A 14,332-nucleotide genomic window follows, 5' to 3' on the forward strand; every position below is an offset into this window, starting at 1 on the left:
AACGCGGCGGATGCCTGGCGCAGGCGGCGTTTCTGCAACGGGCCGCCGACATCACTCCACCGGGCCCGGCACGCAACGGGCGGCTGCTCGCCGCGGTCGGCGCCGCGCTCACCTCGGGCGCGCCCCACCTCGCCGAGCAATTGCTGGACAAGCTCACTCCGGACCTGGGCATCCCGATCCTGGACGCCCACGCGATGCGGCTGCGCGGGTTCCTCAACGTCATGCTCGGCCGTGCGGGAGCGGTGCCGCTGCTGTTCGAGGCGGCACGGATCTTCCGTGACTCCGATCCTCGAACCGCTCGCGACACGCTGCTCGAGGCGTTCGACGCGGCCATCGTGGTGGCCCGCATCGGCGCCGAGATGAGCGCGCTGCGTATCGCCGAGGCCGCGCTCGACGCACCGCCGGTGCCCGGCGAACCCATCATCGCCGATCTGTTGCTCGCAGCCCATGCGCAATTGGTCGGCCGTGACTACGTGTCGGCGGTGCCACTGATGCGGCGCGGGCTGGCGGCCATGCTGGCCGAACGCGCCGAGGACGGCGACGCCGCACGCTGGTTCCTGCTCGGTGTGCTGCTCGCGATCGAGCTGTGGGACATCGACGCACTGGGCATGTGCGCACAGCGCTACGGCTCGACGGCCCGCGGGCGCGGCGCATTGCGCATGCTGCAAGCGGCGACGCACGGAGCAGCCACCTACGAACTGCTCTGCGGTCGCCTCACCGCCTCGACAGCACATTTCGCCGAGTTCAAGGACGTCGCCGCGGCCATCGGCGCGGACCTGCGCTACGCCGACAGCAGCGACGCCTTGCTGCACGGCTGGCGTGGCGACGAGGCCCGCACGCTGGCCGCGGTGGCGATCCAGGCGGGGCCCGATGCCGAGCGCCCCGGTGGGTTGCAGGTCCAACTCGCACGCACCGCGCTCGTCGTGCTGCGTCTCGGCCAGTGCCGATACGCCGCAGCCCGAGAGACGGCCGCGATCGTCTTCGACGAGGACCCACCGCATTTCGGCAATATGGTGCTGCCGGACCTGATCGAAGCAGCCGTCCGCAACAACGACACCACCACCGCCGAACGAGCTCTGCAACGATTGGCCGAACGCGCAGGCGCGAGTGAAACCCCCTGGGCCATGGGCATACTGGCCCGCAGCCGCGCCCTGGTGGCCGACGACTCCGCGGCCGAGGAGCTGTATCTGCGAGCCCTATCGCTGCTGGAACGTACACCGCTGACCACCGAGGTGGCGCGCACCCGCCTGCTCTACGGTGAATGGCTACGACGCAGACGCAGGCGTCGCGACGCACGCCACCAATTGCACAGCGCCCATGAACTTTTCCTCGATATGGGCGCTGCCGCCTTCGCGCAGCGAGCACGGACCGAACTTGCCGGCGCCGGAGAACGCGCACGGGAACGCACCCCCAGCAGTTCCTACGACCTGACCCCCAGAGAACTCCAGGTCGCCCACCTCGCCGCCACAGGCATCACCAACCAGCAGATCGCCGCCGAACTGTTTCTCAGCACCGCCACCGTGGAGTACCACCTGCGCAAGGTCTTCCGCAAACTCGGCATCACCTCGCGCCGCCAGATTCCGCACCAGATATGAGCCCCACCGAGTGCGAAAGCGGCCACGGCGCCGAGTTCGATTCCCGCCGTTGGTCGCCCGAACCCACTCCCGGAGTCGGAACTGTAGGTCATGTCTGCACCTATCCGGGCGTGGAATCGATCCGGCCAGAGGACTACTACGGGCGCTCAGTGTTCGAGCCGCCAACCGCGACTCAGGAACAGGGGCACGAAATGCTGCGGAATGTACAGGCGGTCTTCTGGATTCGGGATCTCGAAGTACCGCTGTGCGGCGCGCAGTGTGTCGTCGTTGCGGCTCAGGTCGATCACCGCTCGGTCCGGTGGTTGGCGGCGGGCCAGGTATCGGATCTCGAACGCCTCGAAACGGAGTGCATCCTGCGGGTCGAACACTCCCTTCTTGTCGGCACGGGCCTGCTCGACGAAGTCGCGCGCACGTTTCAGCGACGGTGAGTTCTCTGCGACATCGTGTGCGGTGCCAGGTTCGAGGACGGCGTCGAGCAGGGTGACATCGCGGAAGGGATCGATGTTGGGCCAGATGAAGAACGGCAGCGCGACACCGCGCTCCAGTTGGCGTTCGTTGTAGGTCGGCGGCCGCGGACTCGGCACGGTGGGGTTCTTCTGATCGCGGTTGACGAAGGCGAGGAAGCGGCCGTGGGAATCGAACACCTCGAACTCGAACGCCAGGAAGTAGTGGAAGTCGGCTGCGGTCTGACCGAGTGCGGTCATGTCCGACTGCACGAGTTCTCGAAGCGAGTCGCCGGCTTTCTGGGCGTGGCGGTGGTGATTGGCGGCCGCACCGGCGCCGATCCTGGTTTTCAGATGCGCGGCAAGTGACGGATCGAGATCGAACGCGCCGAATTCGGGCCGGAAGGGATCCGACAGATAGGTCTCCCAGTCATCCGAGTCCAGGGACGCCTGCGAGTCGGCCACGGGAAGCGCGATTCTCTTTTCCGGGGTGTCGACTCCGAGGAACCGCACCAGCATGCTGCCCTGCACGTGGACGCCGGTCGTGTCGCCGTCCGGGATGGATTGTTCCAGCGTTTGCGGGCCGCCGCCGCTGGTGCGCCGGATGCCGGTCACAGATCGAGGGCGGTTCTTCACGGTGAAGAAGGCGTCGGTCATGTCGTGCTCCCTATATCGATGGCAATTCGGACCCGCCCCCACGATTGTCAGGAACCATCCTCGACCGTTCCGCAGACGTCGACGCGAGTACTCGACTACGCGAATCGGAGATCGACCGACCCGATTCGGTGCCGAACAGCTCGGTAGCGCTGCGCGTCGAGTTCGCCTCTCCGCAGTTCCCGTGGGAGCGCCGGTCACTTCGGTGACGGTAGGTTCGTTCCCGTGTACGTGAAGATCTGCGGAATAACGTCCGTTGCTGCGGCGGACGCGGCAATCGCGGCAGGCGCCGACGCCATCGGTGTCGTCATGAACCGGACCAGCCCCCGGCGGCTGGAGTTCGGTGCAGCCGCCGAGATCGTCGCGGCGGCCGGTGACCGGGTCGACACAGTCCTCGTCGTCAACGACCTCTCTGCCGTCGATGCCGCGGAAACCGCCGCGAAGCTCGGCGTGGCGGTGCTGCAGTTGCACGGTCCGTACACGCGCGACGACTTCACGAACGCGTTGGCGATCGTGCCGCGACTGTGGCGGGCGACGTCACTGAAGAGCAACCCCGACCTCACCGTCGGCGCATTCGGCGAGGAGGCACTTCTTCTCGACGCACCGAAGCCGGGGTCCGGTGAACGATGGGACCTCTCGGAGCTCAGTGCCCGCAAACCCGAGGGCACGTGGATGCTCGCGGGCGGACTGAACCCCGACAACGTCATCGAGGCAATTCACGCTGTTCAGCCGTGGGGCGTCGATGTGTCGAGCGGCGTGGAGGCGAGCCCGGGCGTCAAGGACCTGCAGAAGGTTCGTGACTTCATCGCCGCGGCGCGCAGCATCAGCGGGGCTTGACCGCGACGGGCGGCGACGGCCTGCGGTCCTATCGGTAGCCCCGTTCGAGCAGGTACTTGGCTCCTGCCTCGAAGCCCTCGGGGCTCAGCAGTTCGAAACCGAAGGCCTCGGCGAGCCGGTCGGTCGTATTGAACGCGGCGCAGACCGCCAGGGCGTCCTCGACCTGCTGGCGTGTGACACCCGCGGACAGTACTTCCCGCATGTCCTCGACGGTCACCGTTCCTTCCCGGGTCAGCTTGCCGAGCATCCGCAGTGTTGCCCGCAGTCCGTCCTCGATGGGGGCCGATTCCACGTCGGCCAGCACCGCTCGCACCTTCGCGCCGTCCCGGTACGCCTGCCCCGCGGTCGCGGAGTGCGCGCCGACGCAGAACGCGCTGTCGTTGACCTTCGAAACGAAGGCCGCCATCAGCTCTCGGTCGGCGACCGACCAGGCAGAGGGCCCCCGCATGGCCTCGTGGGTGAACGTCTTCGCCCGGGCACCGTAGAAGTCGGGCCGGTAGAAGACCAGCTTGGCGGCGTCCGGCACCGGCTGCCTCGAGAACACCCGGATCAGCGTGAACAGCACCTTGGTCCCGGGGCTGTAACCGTGGTTGAGGATGTCGAGCCGCATCATCCGGCCTCCTCGCTGCCGGTTGCTTCGGCCAAGGCGGCGAGTCCCGCGGCGTACAGCCGGGCGGACTGGCCGACCGCAGCGGATACGACCAGCTCGAAGAGCTGGTCCTCGCTGAAGCCGGAGGCCTTGGCCGCAAGGAAGTCCGCGTCGGTGACCTGCGTCGGCCTCGTGACGACCTTGTCGATCAGCGCCCGCAAAGGCGGCGGAACATCGGCGTTGTGAAAGGCGCTGGCGCGCTGGTCCGGAGAGGTCCTGCCCTTCCCGTTCAGGATGCGGTCCACCAGAGCACGGTGTGCTGCCTGCTTCTTGTCCTCATAGGACACAGCGACCTCTATCCAGCGTCGTTACGGCACGACTTCGATGATGTCGCCGGGCGACAGGTAGTAGAAGAACTCGCGCGCACCGTCGGGTGTCATGCGGATACACCCGTGTGACTGCTCTTCGATCGGGCCGATGTGGGTGGCGATGTCGCCGTCGAAGAAGACCGCGTACTTCATCCAGACGTGGTGCATCGTGCTCCAGTGGTCCTCGCGCTTGAAGTCGACGTCGAAGACACCCACCCGGGTCAGGTAGCCGGGCCTGCCGTGCGAAATCGGGGTCGGGCCGTAGGTGACCCGGCCGTTGTCCATCAGCCACGCCTCATTGGTCGACAGGCGCATACACCCGCGCGCCTCGGCCGAGCACGGTGCCACCACCGGCGCGGGTGGTATCAGTGGAGGCGCGATCAACGGGGGCACGCCGGGGATGTCGGGGCCGCCGGGCCACAGCGGCTCACCCTGTGCCGGGACCGCAACGGCGAGTCCGGTCACCGCCGTGCCGATCAACAACGCGAGCCGAGCCAAGGGGCGAAGTCGTAGCTGACACTTCATGGGTCAGACCTGCCTTTCCCTCACCCCATCGTGGAACGTGCCGACCGCGGGGCGAGGGAACACGCGTGGGCGACACGAGAGTTCGAGGTGACCTGAAAAGTGTTGTCGATCATTGTGAAGCGGCTCTCGACCCTGGCGTGGCAATTCGGACACGACCGGTAGGCAACCGAGTCGATCTCGATAGCGTGGCGTGATTGCCATTTTCAGATTGTTGTGATCGGGCTGGCAGACGAGCTGCGGGCCACGGTTCAGCGGCGGACTGCCGACCTCTATGAGGTGAAGAATTCGATGCCCACTCCGGCAGTCGTCTCGACTCGTTTGCGGGCTGCATCGCGCTTTGCGCGCGGCCGGCGGATCAGCTGGGTCGGGGTGTGAGGCGAATGACCGGGATCTCGCGGTCGGTCTTTTCCTGGTATCCGGTGAATCGCGGCATGGTGGCGACGACCTGACGCCACGCCTGCTCGCGTTCGGTGCCGTGGAGTTGTTCGGCGGTCACTTCGAGAGTGCGGCCGGCGACGTCGATGCGGACCTTGTCGGGGTTCGCGGCGATGTTGTGATACCAAGCGGGGTTACCGGCGGCGCCGGCCGCCGAGGCGACGATGAGGTAGGTGTCGTTGCCGCCGGGGAACCAGGCCACCGGCGTGGAGCGCTCGACGCCGGTTTTGCGGCCGAGCGTGGTGAGGACCAAGGCGTCCATGCCCATGAATTTGCCGTCGCCCTTGCGGCCCAGGCGTTTTGCCATGAGTTTGTTCATCCACGCAGCGATCCGACCGGAGGGCTGCCGGGCGCCGCGGGTGCCCGCGGGGGTGCCGAAGCTCATCGGGTTCTCACTTTCGTGTTGGTCGGCCAGTGGTCAGGCGGTCGCGGTGCGGGTGTGGACGGTGCGCTGCACCTGCACGTCCTCGTGGGTGAAGGGGCGACCGGCGAGGTTGAAGCTCCACGAAACGGTGGGGGGTGATGCACATGTAGCGGGCCGGGCCGAACTCGCCCTGGCGTTGCACGAGTTCAGCGGTTCCGTAGACGCGCAGATAGCGCGGGATCCAGGGGTCCGTGGACACCAGGTCGTCGATGACGATGGCGACCTTCGGGTTGCCGCGTTCGACATTGCGGTACTTGCGGGTCCGCACCGGGTCCCAGCCGCCGATGTAGATGTGCGTACCGTCGAACTCGTAGCCCACCGGGACCACGTCGGGCTGCCCGTCGGGGTCGACGGTGGCAACCCGGGCGAGCCGCTGGGTCCGCAGGTACTCGACCTCTTCTTCGGTGAACGACATCGCAGGCCTCCTTTTGATTGTCAGACGTTGCCGCGCCGACCTGCACAGTGAGGCTTGATACTGCTTATTGTTCGTGACATCAACTGTAGGACATGGAGGCCGCGCGCGGCGATCTCGCGACCGCCCTGGACCCTGACCCCGACCCCGGCGTTCCGCGTCGCCACACACTCTCGGGTAAGGCCGTCCGACCTCGATCCCGAAGGCGGGCGGGTACGGCCGTCGGCATGGCTCGGTGAGCCGACGTGTCCGATCCCTACCCGTCAGTCGAAGGGCGACTTGTCGATGGCGCAGCCGGTGCCTGCCGGTGGCAGCAGGCCGCTGAACAAGTACTCCCGCTTGGTCTGCTCGGCGCAAGTGCTCGGCACGTACATGCTGCTGTGGCCCGCACCTTCGATCACCACCACTTGGGCGGCGGCCAGTTGGGCGGCGCCCGCGTAGGCACCGGGCAACGGGGTTGCGGGGTCGAATCTACTGTTGAGCACCAGGATCGGCGCGGCGGTGCGGCGGTTCCACGGTCCGGTGTATCGGTCGGCGTCGTGGCCTCGCCAGAACGCACAGCCTGCGGTGCCGAATACACCGATCCGCCCGAAATACCGGACCCGCAGATCTTCCGATTCCGCTGCGCGACTGTAGACGCCGGTATCGGTCGGGACGACGCTGTCGGTGCACTGAATTGCGTGATACGCCTCGGTGCGGTTGCCCAGGTAGGACGCGCCGCGCGCGACCGGCAGCAGTCCCGGGATGGTGGTGCCCGCGTCGAACAACTTCTGCAGCAGCACCGCGAGGCTCGGGAAAGTGGACGACTGCGAAAGATTGGCGGCGGCATTGATGATCGCCGAATACGTCCACGCCTGACCCTCCACCTTGATGGGTGCCAGGCGAGCCCGCTCCGCGAGCACCGTCCACTTGAGCCGCGGATCACCGGACGAGAACGCGCAACGCGGCCCCGCCGCCGAACACTGCTGCAGAAATGCGTCGAAGGTAGCGGCGATGCCGTCGGCTACGCCCTGCCGGGTGTCCAGTGGAACGGTGACGCCCTGCCCGTCGTGGCCGTTGACGTTGCCCTCGAAGTCCATCGATCCGTCGAAGACCATCGCCCGCACCCGGCCGGGGAACATGTTCGCGTAGATCGCGCCGAGCTGTGTGCCGTAGGAAATGCCGTGATAGGTGAGCTTCGGATCGCCGACGGCGCGGCGCAACAGTTCCAGATCCCGCGCGGTGTTGGCGGTCGAGGCGTGGTTCAGAATCGGACCGGCCTGCTGCTCACAGCGGTCGGCGAACTCCGTGGACCAGTCGTAGAACGGTCCCTCTTCGCCTGCGGTGATAGGGATCTCGGGCGCGGAGCCGAGGAACGCCAGCTGTTCGTCCACCGTCGGAAAACAGCGCACCGCCGCGCTGCGCGCCACTGCTCGGGTGTCCCAGGAGACCACATCGAACCGCGACCGCAGCTCGTCGGAGAACAGCCACGGCCATCGCGCCCGTTCCCGCAGGCGATCAACCCCGGAGGGGCCGGGGCCGCCGAAGTTGACGAACAGGGTGCCGATCCGCTGACTCGGGTCGGCGGCGGGCAGCTTGATCACCGCCAACTCGATCGGATCACGGTGCGGCTGGTTGTAATCCAGCGGCACCTTCGCGGACGCGCACTGGAAGCCGTCCTGGCAGTCGGACCACTGCAGCGCCGGGGTGTCTGCCGCCTCGGCCAGGCGATCGATGTAGGAGTCGATGCCGTCTTCCGCTGACGCCGGCACCGGGGCAACGATCGCACCGACCCCGGCGGCAAGCGCCAACGCGGCACGAAGGATCCGGTGAGATCCGTTGGGTCCCAAGCGCAGATCCAATCGAGAGCCTCCTGTGCACAGATCGGCGAACCGGGCGATCTTGCCATACGCCCGGCTGCGACTGCCACAACAGAGACCTGAGACACACCTCACGAATCCGCCGACCGCGATTCCGGGGCAGCGGATTCGGGCGCCAGGTCAACGATGGCCTGGCGCGGAGGGTGGGACTGCTAGCTCGCGCCGACGCCGAGGGCGGTCAGCAGCACCAGAACAACGGTGGTGACGGCCAGGACGCCGTGCCCGCCGACGGCCACCAAGGGGAAGTGTCGTTCGGCCGCTTCGGGTGTTTCGGTCGTGGCGCGTGCTCGGTAGACCGGGAGCCAGCGCAGCAGCATGGCGAATCCGAGCAGTGCCACGGGGACGAGCAGCCCGAAGGCGACCCAGGCCAGCGCTTTGTTGTCGACGACGAGGTAGATGATCCACACGATCAGCCCGGCACCGGCCAGCAGGAAATGGCCGAACACGACTGGTGCGGGAAGGTGGCTGCTGCTCGGTTGGCGTGCGCCGCCTTTGGCGATCCAGATACCGAGCAGGACGGAGCCGCCGACGGCGGTGAGCAACCAGAGGATCAACGCTGCGATGCCCATGATGTCTCCCGACGGGTTGGGGGTGGGTTGGGGTTCAGTGGCGGAAGCCTGCGGCCTGGGTGGCTTCGTCGGCCACCCGAACTCCGTAGTGGTAGGTGAGCTTTCCGCCGAGGTAGCCGGACACGGCCAGTGCCGCGAGACCGACGATCGACAGCACAAGTGGCCCGACCGGGACCGCGCCGTGTGGACCGGCGCCGGAATTGCGCCACCAGAAGTTGATCGCGTACGCCGCGGTCACGGTCAGGTTGAGGCTCATGTGCACCAGTCCGGTCCGAAACGCCGGGGTACCGGTGGGGATGGCGAACAAGTCCAGCAACCCGACCATCGCGGCGGCCAGTGCACCCAGCACCCCGACCGCGATCAGCCACACGGAGCCGCGGGCGAGGAAGGCCGGATCGTCGACCACGTGCGACGCGAGGTCGAACACCAGGCTCGCCACCCAGGCGCCGATCGGCACCGTGACCAGGATCGGGTGGAACGGATGGCCGTACGGTCCAGCCAGCGCGGCGCTGACCGGGCGTTTTGCCTGCTGCATCTCACCGGTCATGACAACCTCCTTTCCTGGCCCCGAGTAATGCCAACCATGTAATTTCTCGCGAGTCGAGCCGCCGGTACCGGTCGGATACCCCGGCGAGTTTCCGCCAACCCGATCGGCACCGGCGATCTTGTCCGGGGCGATGATCGCCATCGCACCACTCAGGCTGGCGGTTGTCGGATCGCCTTCCCGGCAGCACTGACGGATATCCGGCGAGCTGAAGATCGGCGTCCGGCCGCTGTGAAACGGATTAACACAAACTTTTGCCGATACTTTGTTACCTCCACAGAGCACACGCCGATGGCTACCCGCGGGTAACGAAACGTGTTCTGATGGGCCACGTCCCGAACCTGGGACGCATCGTATTGCTCTACCAGAGGATGAAGTATGACCTCGAAAATTGTCCGCCCACTTGCCGTCGCCGCCCTGGCGCTGTCCGCCGGCGCCCTGAGCGCCGGTACCGCCGCCGCGGCCCCCACCGCCACCCCCGTCTCGGGTTCGGTGGAAGTGTGCACCGGTATCCCGGTTGGCCCGGTGGAGATCAGCTTCTGCCTGTAACCGCCTGAGTCCAGCTCAGCCTGCGTCGGGCGCGAGACTCTGGGAATCGCCACCGCCGCAATGTTTTTGGACGCATCTCCACCCGGGGACGCACGACCCCGGGTGGAGACCGCGGCCGCACGCGCACAACGGTTCGTGTCAGCACATAGTCATCGTCCCGAGCCGAGTTGTGACGAGAATTCAGAACGAACAGCCTTGGATTACTGTGGCGGCGTGGGGTTAACCGAATACGGGCCGGGCGACGTCGTCTACTTTCCGGAGGGACCGTTCAGCGGAATCTGCGGAGTCGTAAGGGAAGTCGACGCCCGTACCGCCGAACTGCGCATCGACATCGGCGAAGGACTCGTCCATCGCGAGGGAGGCGTGCTGCGTGAGCGGCGGCACAGCCTGACCGTGGGATTCGACGAGGTCGAGTTGGTCTAGAAGGGTCACGACCCGCGCGTACGTGATGAACCCCAGGCGCTCACGGGGCCCAGAACGCCCGAAGGGGCTGGTCGATGAGCCGCTCAGCAGCCGCAGTCACCGTGGTCGAGGTCGACTTCCAGCTCGACCTTCTTGATCCGCACGCGCTTCACGTCCTGGTTCGTCAAGCCGAGGCAGTCGAGAAGGTCTTCGGCTGCCTCGGTGCAGTCGCCGCTCGGCGGTTTTCCGCCCGGCACCTGGACGATCACCGGATCGCGTTCGGGCTGCTGCACAACGACACCGGGGGCCGGTGCGGTGGATTCGTCCCAGGTGACCGGGATTTCGTACGACCCGTCTCCGCGGTCTTCGACCTTGCCGCGGATCTCGATACCGGGCAACGGCGAGACGTCGAAGAGGTGCCCGCGTCCGGGCCCGATCCGGTTGCCGTGAGCATCGCGCGGGGTGATCACCAGCACCCCGCCGTCGTCTACGCGTTCGAACACGACACCGGTCTTGCTCGGATCGATGCCGGGCTCGACGTGGATCGACCAGTGCGCCTCGCGGCTCGCCCGGCACTGTTCGCCGTAGGTCGCCACCGCGTGGAAGTGGTAGGTCCCCTCGGCCTTGGTGAGATCCTTCAGCGGATTGTTGAAGATTCCGTCGGGCTCCATGGCGCCGTCGCCGTGCGTACCGTCGTCGAACAGTGGCACGGTGAAGGTCGAGGGCGCCACCGGCAGCGTGCCGCCCGCCGACTTGGCTATCGCCTGCAGAGTGGCGTGGAAGGGGTCGACGGCATCGCCGGAGATCACCGGCGCGGAGAGCTTTGCCTGAGCGGCCAGCTCGCCCAGCGCCACCCCCGGCGCGTCGATGGTCAGCGTGACGTCTGCGCCGTGCGGCGTGGTTCGGTCCGGATAATGCAGTCCGACCATCGGATCGACCACGTCGCCGGTGTAGACCCGCCGCCGGCGCATCAGCGGCGTGAGCTTCGGCCCGCCCGAGCAGACCACCAGGAAGAAGTAGCGAACATCCGTGGGAGGCGGTGGGAATTCGCCGCCAGTACGTACCCGCTCGACGACGCATTGCCATGTTCCGTCGCGCTCCGACTCGTGGGGCAGAGCGATGCGCCAGAACAGCCAGCTGCGGCCGCGGACCGGCTGTATCCGTTTGCCGCCGACCACCTTTCCCGAGGGTGTGCGCACCCACGCTTGCAGAGGGGTCGTCGGATCGTCCCAGCCGAGAACGACGGTGATTCGCTGCTCGCCGCAGACGTCGAAACTGTGCGGATCGGACTGTGGTTTCGCGGCGGGCAGCAGGAAGTCCGGATCGCTGAGCGCACCGCTTTCGAAGATGTTGCCGAACGCCAGGCCGAAGAACTTGCGCAAGGACAGGCCGTCGATGGCCCGGGTGAAAAGGCCGCCGTGGTCTTGCGCGAGCCGGTTCAGCAGTGCTCCGTCGATATCGGCGTCGGAGCCGAACCCGATGGCGTTGATGCGGGTCGCGCCAAGGGCAGGCTCGATCTCCTCGACCATCGGGGCGGTGTTCTGCAGCCCGTCGGTGAGCAACAGGATCGCGTTGTCCGTCGGCCCGCCGGCCAGCGCGAGCTGGGCGGACTCGAGCCCGGCGCCGATGCTGGTCGTCCCGCCCGCGCTGATAGTGCCGATCGTGCCGGTCGTGAACGGTGCCGGCCCGACGAGGGCGGGCTTGGCCGTTGCCACGGCCGTGGGAGGGGTGTCGAGATTCGGCGTCGAGGAATAGGTCACCAGCCCCAAGCGGTCCCCGCCGCCCTCACGCACCAGTTGCACGAACAGGGCGGCCGCATCCTTCGCCTCGTCGAGCTTGCTGCGCCCGATCGGTGGGGCGCTGCTCGACATGCTGCCCGACCGATCGAACACCACCATGACGTCCACCGGTGTCGGTAGCGCAGGCGGAGCCGTAAGACCGGAGATCACACTGGCTATGGGCGCGTAGGAGACACTGCATCCCGCGCCCGAAGCCAGTGGCCCGCCGATCACCTGACCGTTCACGTCGAACAGCGATGAACCGGAGCTGCCGCCCGCGTAGTCGAAACCGGAGATGGCGCCGCCGTCGTGCACGCCTGCCTGGGTCTTCTTCGCCGCCCCATTGGGGTGGTGCATGGTGAAGATGGTCTCGCCGTTCATCAGCGCGGCGCCGCGCATCGTCAGGGGCGCGGGCAGAGCGCCGGGGGCCGCGTCCAGCCGCAGCACCACCCAGTCCGTCGAGACCGGCGGGTCCGAGCCTGTCGGCGGGCTCCCGGAGGCGACCTCGGCGAGCACCTTGAAGAAGCGGGTGGCATGGCCGCCGGGCCGGGACCCGTCGCAATTGGCGTGATAGTCGAAGGTAACCGAGGCGCTGCGCAGATCCTCGTGCGAAGGATCGGTCAGGCAGTGCCGGGCGGTGAGGAACAGGTCGGCGCCGATCAGCGTCCCCGTGCAGCTCGAGACGTGACCGTCGTGGACCTCGACGATGATGCCGGTGGCAGCCTTGACCCGGTCCTTCACCGCATCCGGCACGGCAGGCGCCAGCGAGCAGGCGGCGTTGCGCCACGCGAAGCCCTCGTTGCACTCCAGCCGAGTCTCGTAGATCGGCTCCTGGTAGGGGTCGGTGTGCAGGAAGACGTCGGGATTGCTTTGGCTGCCCAGCGAGGTCCCTGGCGCATGGCCGGACGTGGTCGAAGGCTCACCGACGCCGAACTCGCGCAACCGCGCGCTGCCGGTGCCGCCCACGATGCGGATCTGGATCGGCCCGGCTGCGGGATCGGCAGGCCTGCTCCAGAAAGTCGCGCCGGAACCCGCGGCGAACACATCCTGGCCATAGCCCAAGTCGACGGTCAGCTTGGCCCCACCAGTCAGGTTGACATTGTCGAAGTGCAGGATCACGAACCGCGCCGGCCCGACCGGCCCGGCCGTCGGGACCAGATCGATGCCGGACGCCTGGGTCACGGACCGGCCGTCGACGACGACGCGTCCGAGATTGTGGGTCATGGCGGCCTCCTCTGGTTCGCGAACGAATTCGCCTTGCGCCCACCGGGAGCGGAGCGTCGCCGCTCTCGCGGTGCCTTCCCGCATCGTTGAGACTGCTGAAGCTACGACCCACCGAGAGCGCGGTCACGAGTAGTCGACTACCCCAAAGTTCGGTCGGGTCTCTGCGGCGGAAGTCGCGATTCGGGCAGCACTCGAGCGCCGGCAGGCGTGGCGAAGGGCCGGTCGATGTTCACCGTTGCAGCCGCGATTCCGGGAAGCGGGAACAGGATCCGGCTCGCCTCGCGAGCGGGTGGTGCGGGCACCGGACCCGAGTCGATATCGACAGGCAGATGGATCAGAGCGACCTTCCCTCATTCGGGTCGCCCCCCGCCACCAGTGCTATTCCGCGACGGCAGCCGGTGGTTCGGTGATCCCCGCGGCACGTCGGAAAAGTTGCTGCGTGACGCGCACTTCCGCGGCGGACAACTCACCACCGCCCCGGAAAGTCGGATCGAAAGCGTGCATGGCCCCGTAGAGCAGGTAGGCGGTCATCTCGGGGTTGTCGATCCGATAGGCCCCCGCGGCGGCGCCGTCGGACAGGATCGAGGCGAGCACGTCGACCAGCGCTGTATGCGCCGGTGACTGGTCAGGGGTTTGCGGGCCGGTGTGGCGGAACAAGACGTCGTGCAGGTCGAGCTCGTTCTGGTATTGCTCGAGGCACGCTTCGACGCACGTGTCGAGCTTGACTCCCCAGTCCGTCACCGACTGGGTGGCGGCGCGGACGGCGTCGGCGAACTTGTGCGCGTACTGCTGCTGGAGAACGAAGACCAGGTCGTCCTTCGAGTGGAAGTACTGCCAGAAGAGTCCTTTCGAGACACCGGCCGCTTTCGTGATCTCCTCCAGCGTGGCCGCGGTGACGCCTTTGGCTACGAAAACCTGCCGCGCCGCGGCGAGCAGGTCGGCTCGTCGCTCCTCGGCGGGTTTGGTTCGTGGCACTGTCGGCCCCCTCCTCTGCGCTCGGTCATCGTCGCGCTGGTCATCGTTGCGTTCTGGTCCGCAATCCTAAGGCCAGCAACGACGACAAACCTATTGACTGACTATCAGTCAATGAGATTCACTAGGAGTCGGATGACCTCCCTCGCCGTC

Annotated in this window: 14 protein-coding genes and 1 pseudogene; 4 read left to right on the forward strand and 11 right to left on the reverse strand. The window is 67.1% G+C overall.

Features of this window, described 5'->3' with window-relative positions:
* Window positions 1–1,595 (forward strand): helix-turn-helix domain-containing protein (locus NL1_RS28305; protein WP_162272778.1); only part of this gene is annotated, 1,595 nt, incomplete at its 5' end.
* Between the two features lie 146 nt (window positions 1,596–1,741).
* Here the strand turns inward: NL1_RS28305 and NL1_RS28310 are convergent.
* Window positions 1,742–2,737: a hypothetical protein gene (locus NL1_RS28310; protein WP_156095094.1), complete on the reverse strand. Its 996-nt coding sequence runs from the start codon at window positions 2,735–2,737 to the stop codon at window positions 1,742–1,744.
* 180 nt (window positions 2,738–2,917) lie between these two features.
* Here NL1_RS28310 and NL1_RS28315 point away from each other — a divergent pair, with 180 nt between their 5' ends.
* Window positions 2,918–3,529, forward strand: coding sequence for a phosphoribosylanthranilate isomerase (locus NL1_RS28315; RefSeq protein WP_067845466.1), 612 nt, complete (start codon window positions 2,918–2,920; stop codon window positions 3,527–3,529).
* Window positions 3,530–3,557: 28 nt separating this feature from the next.
* On the opposite strand, the gene NL1_RS28320 is transcribed toward NL1_RS28315, so the two are convergent.
* The 8 genes and pseudogenes from NL1_RS28320 to NL1_RS28355 form a co-directional block, all read right to left on the reverse strand.
* The gene (locus NL1_RS28320; RefSeq protein ID WP_245673597.1) at window positions 3,558–4,142 is read right to left on the reverse strand and encodes a carboxymuconolactone decarboxylase family protein; all 585 of its coding nucleotides are present in this window, start codon (window positions 4,140–4,142) and stop codon (window positions 3,558–3,560) included.
* The gene (locus tag NL1_RS28325; RefSeq protein ID WP_156095095.1) at window positions 4,139–4,465 is read right to left on the reverse strand and encodes a carboxymuconolactone decarboxylase family protein; all 327 of its coding nucleotides are present in this window, start codon (window positions 4,463–4,465) and stop codon (window positions 4,139–4,141) included. Before NL1_RS28325 ends, NL1_RS28320 begins: the two co-directional genes overlap by 4 nt.
* A gap of 21 nt (window positions 4,466–4,486) precedes the next feature.
* Window positions 4,487–5,011 carry a L,D-transpeptidase gene (locus NL1_RS28330; protein WP_067845479.1) on the reverse strand — a complete coding sequence of 175 codons (525 nt, stop codon included), beginning with the start codon at window positions 5,009–5,011 and terminating at the stop codon, window positions 4,487–4,489.
* Between the two features lie 355 nt (window positions 5,012–5,366).
* Window positions 5,367–5,831 (reverse strand): nitroreductase/quinone reductase family protein, encoded by a 465-nt coding sequence (locus NL1_RS28335; protein WP_156095096.1) that lies wholly within the window; start codon window positions 5,829–5,831, stop codon window positions 5,367–5,369.
* Window positions 5,832–5,864: 33 nt separating this feature from the next.
* Window positions 5,865–6,285, reverse strand: a pseudogene (locus NL1_RS28340) (PPOX class F420-dependent oxidoreductase).
* 260 nt (window positions 6,286–6,545) lie between these two features.
* A complete protein-coding gene (locus NL1_RS28345; RefSeq protein WP_245673599.1) occupies window positions 6,546–8,033 on the reverse strand; it encodes an alpha/beta fold hydrolase in 1,488 nt (495 codons plus the stop codon).
* A 260-nt stretch (window positions 8,034–8,293) separates the two neighbouring features.
* Window positions 8,294–8,710: a hypothetical protein gene (locus NL1_RS28350; protein ID WP_067845486.1), complete on the reverse strand. Its 417-nt coding sequence runs from the start codon at window positions 8,708–8,710 to the stop codon at window positions 8,294–8,296.
* A 34-nt stretch (window positions 8,711–8,744) separates the two neighbouring features.
* Window positions 8,745–9,257, reverse strand: a complete 513-nt coding sequence (locus tag NL1_RS28355; RefSeq protein WP_084511050.1) for a DUF2231 domain-containing protein — start codon at window positions 9,255–9,257, stop codon at window positions 8,745–8,747.
* Between the two features lie 375 nt (window positions 9,258–9,632).
* Between NL1_RS28355 and NL1_RS38660 the strand changes: the two genes are divergently transcribed.
* Both NL1_RS38660 and NL1_RS28360 read left to right on the forward strand, forming a co-directional pair.
* Window positions 9,633–9,803 carry a hypothetical protein gene (locus tag NL1_RS38660; RefSeq protein ID WP_169813615.1) on the forward strand — a complete coding sequence of 57 codons (171 nt, stop codon included), beginning with the start codon at window positions 9,633–9,635 and terminating at the stop codon, window positions 9,801–9,803.
* A gap of 213 nt (window positions 9,804–10,016) precedes the next feature.
* Window positions 10,017–10,226 carry a hypothetical protein gene (locus NL1_RS28360; RefSeq protein WP_067845489.1) on the forward strand — a complete coding sequence of 70 codons (210 nt, stop codon included), beginning with the start codon at window positions 10,017–10,019 and terminating at the stop codon, window positions 10,224–10,226.
* Window positions 10,227–10,309: 83 nt separating this feature from the next.
* Here NL1_RS28360 and NL1_RS28365 read toward each other — a convergent pair whose 3' ends face one another.
* Together NL1_RS28365 and NL1_RS28370 are read right to left on the reverse strand one after the other, a co-directional pair.
* Window positions 10,310–13,207 (reverse strand): VWA domain-containing protein, encoded by a 2,898-nt coding sequence (locus NL1_RS28365; RefSeq protein ID WP_162272779.1) that lies wholly within the window; start codon window positions 13,205–13,207, stop codon window positions 10,310–10,312.
* A gap of 378 nt (window positions 13,208–13,585) precedes the next feature.
* A complete protein-coding gene (locus tag NL1_RS28370) occupies window positions 13,586–14,182 on the reverse strand; it encodes a TetR/AcrR family transcriptional regulator (protein WP_067845494.1) in 597 nt (198 codons plus the stop codon).
* Window positions 14,183–14,332: the final 150 nt, after the last annotated feature.

This window comes from Nocardia lijiangensis NBRC 108240, from assembly GCF_001613045.1.
Lineage (GTDB): Bacteria > Actinomycetota > Actinomycetes > Mycobacteriales > Mycobacteriaceae > Nocardia > Nocardia lijiangensis.

Coding starts and splice junctions, on each gene's coding strand:
- NL1_RS28365 (WP_162272779.1), bottom strand. CDS start 13,207: ATGACCCACAATCTCGGACGCGTCGTCGTCGACGGCCGGTCCGTGACC.
- NL1_RS28330 (WP_067845479.1), bottom strand. CDS start 5,011: ATGAAGTGTCAGCTACGACTTCGCCCCTTGGCTCGGCTCGCGTTGTTG.
- NL1_RS28335 (WP_156095096.1), bottom strand. CDS start 5,831: ATGAGCTTCGGCACCCCCGCGGGCACCCGCGGCGCCCGGCAGCCCTCC.
- NL1_RS38660 (WP_169813615.1), top strand. CDS start 9,633: ATGACCTCGAAAATTGTCCGCCCACTTGCCGTCGCCGCCCTGGCGCTG.
- NL1_RS28355 (WP_084511050.1), bottom strand. CDS start 9,257: ATGACCGGTGAGATGCAGCAGGCAAAACGCCCGGTCAGCGCCGCGCTG.
- NL1_RS28320 (WP_245673597.1), bottom strand. CDS start 4,142: ATGATGCGGCTCGACATCCTCAACCACGGTTACAGCCCCGGGACCAAG.
- NL1_RS28350 (WP_067845486.1), bottom strand. CDS start 8,710: ATGGGCATCGCAGCGTTGATCCTCTGGTTGCTCACCGCCGTCGGCGGC.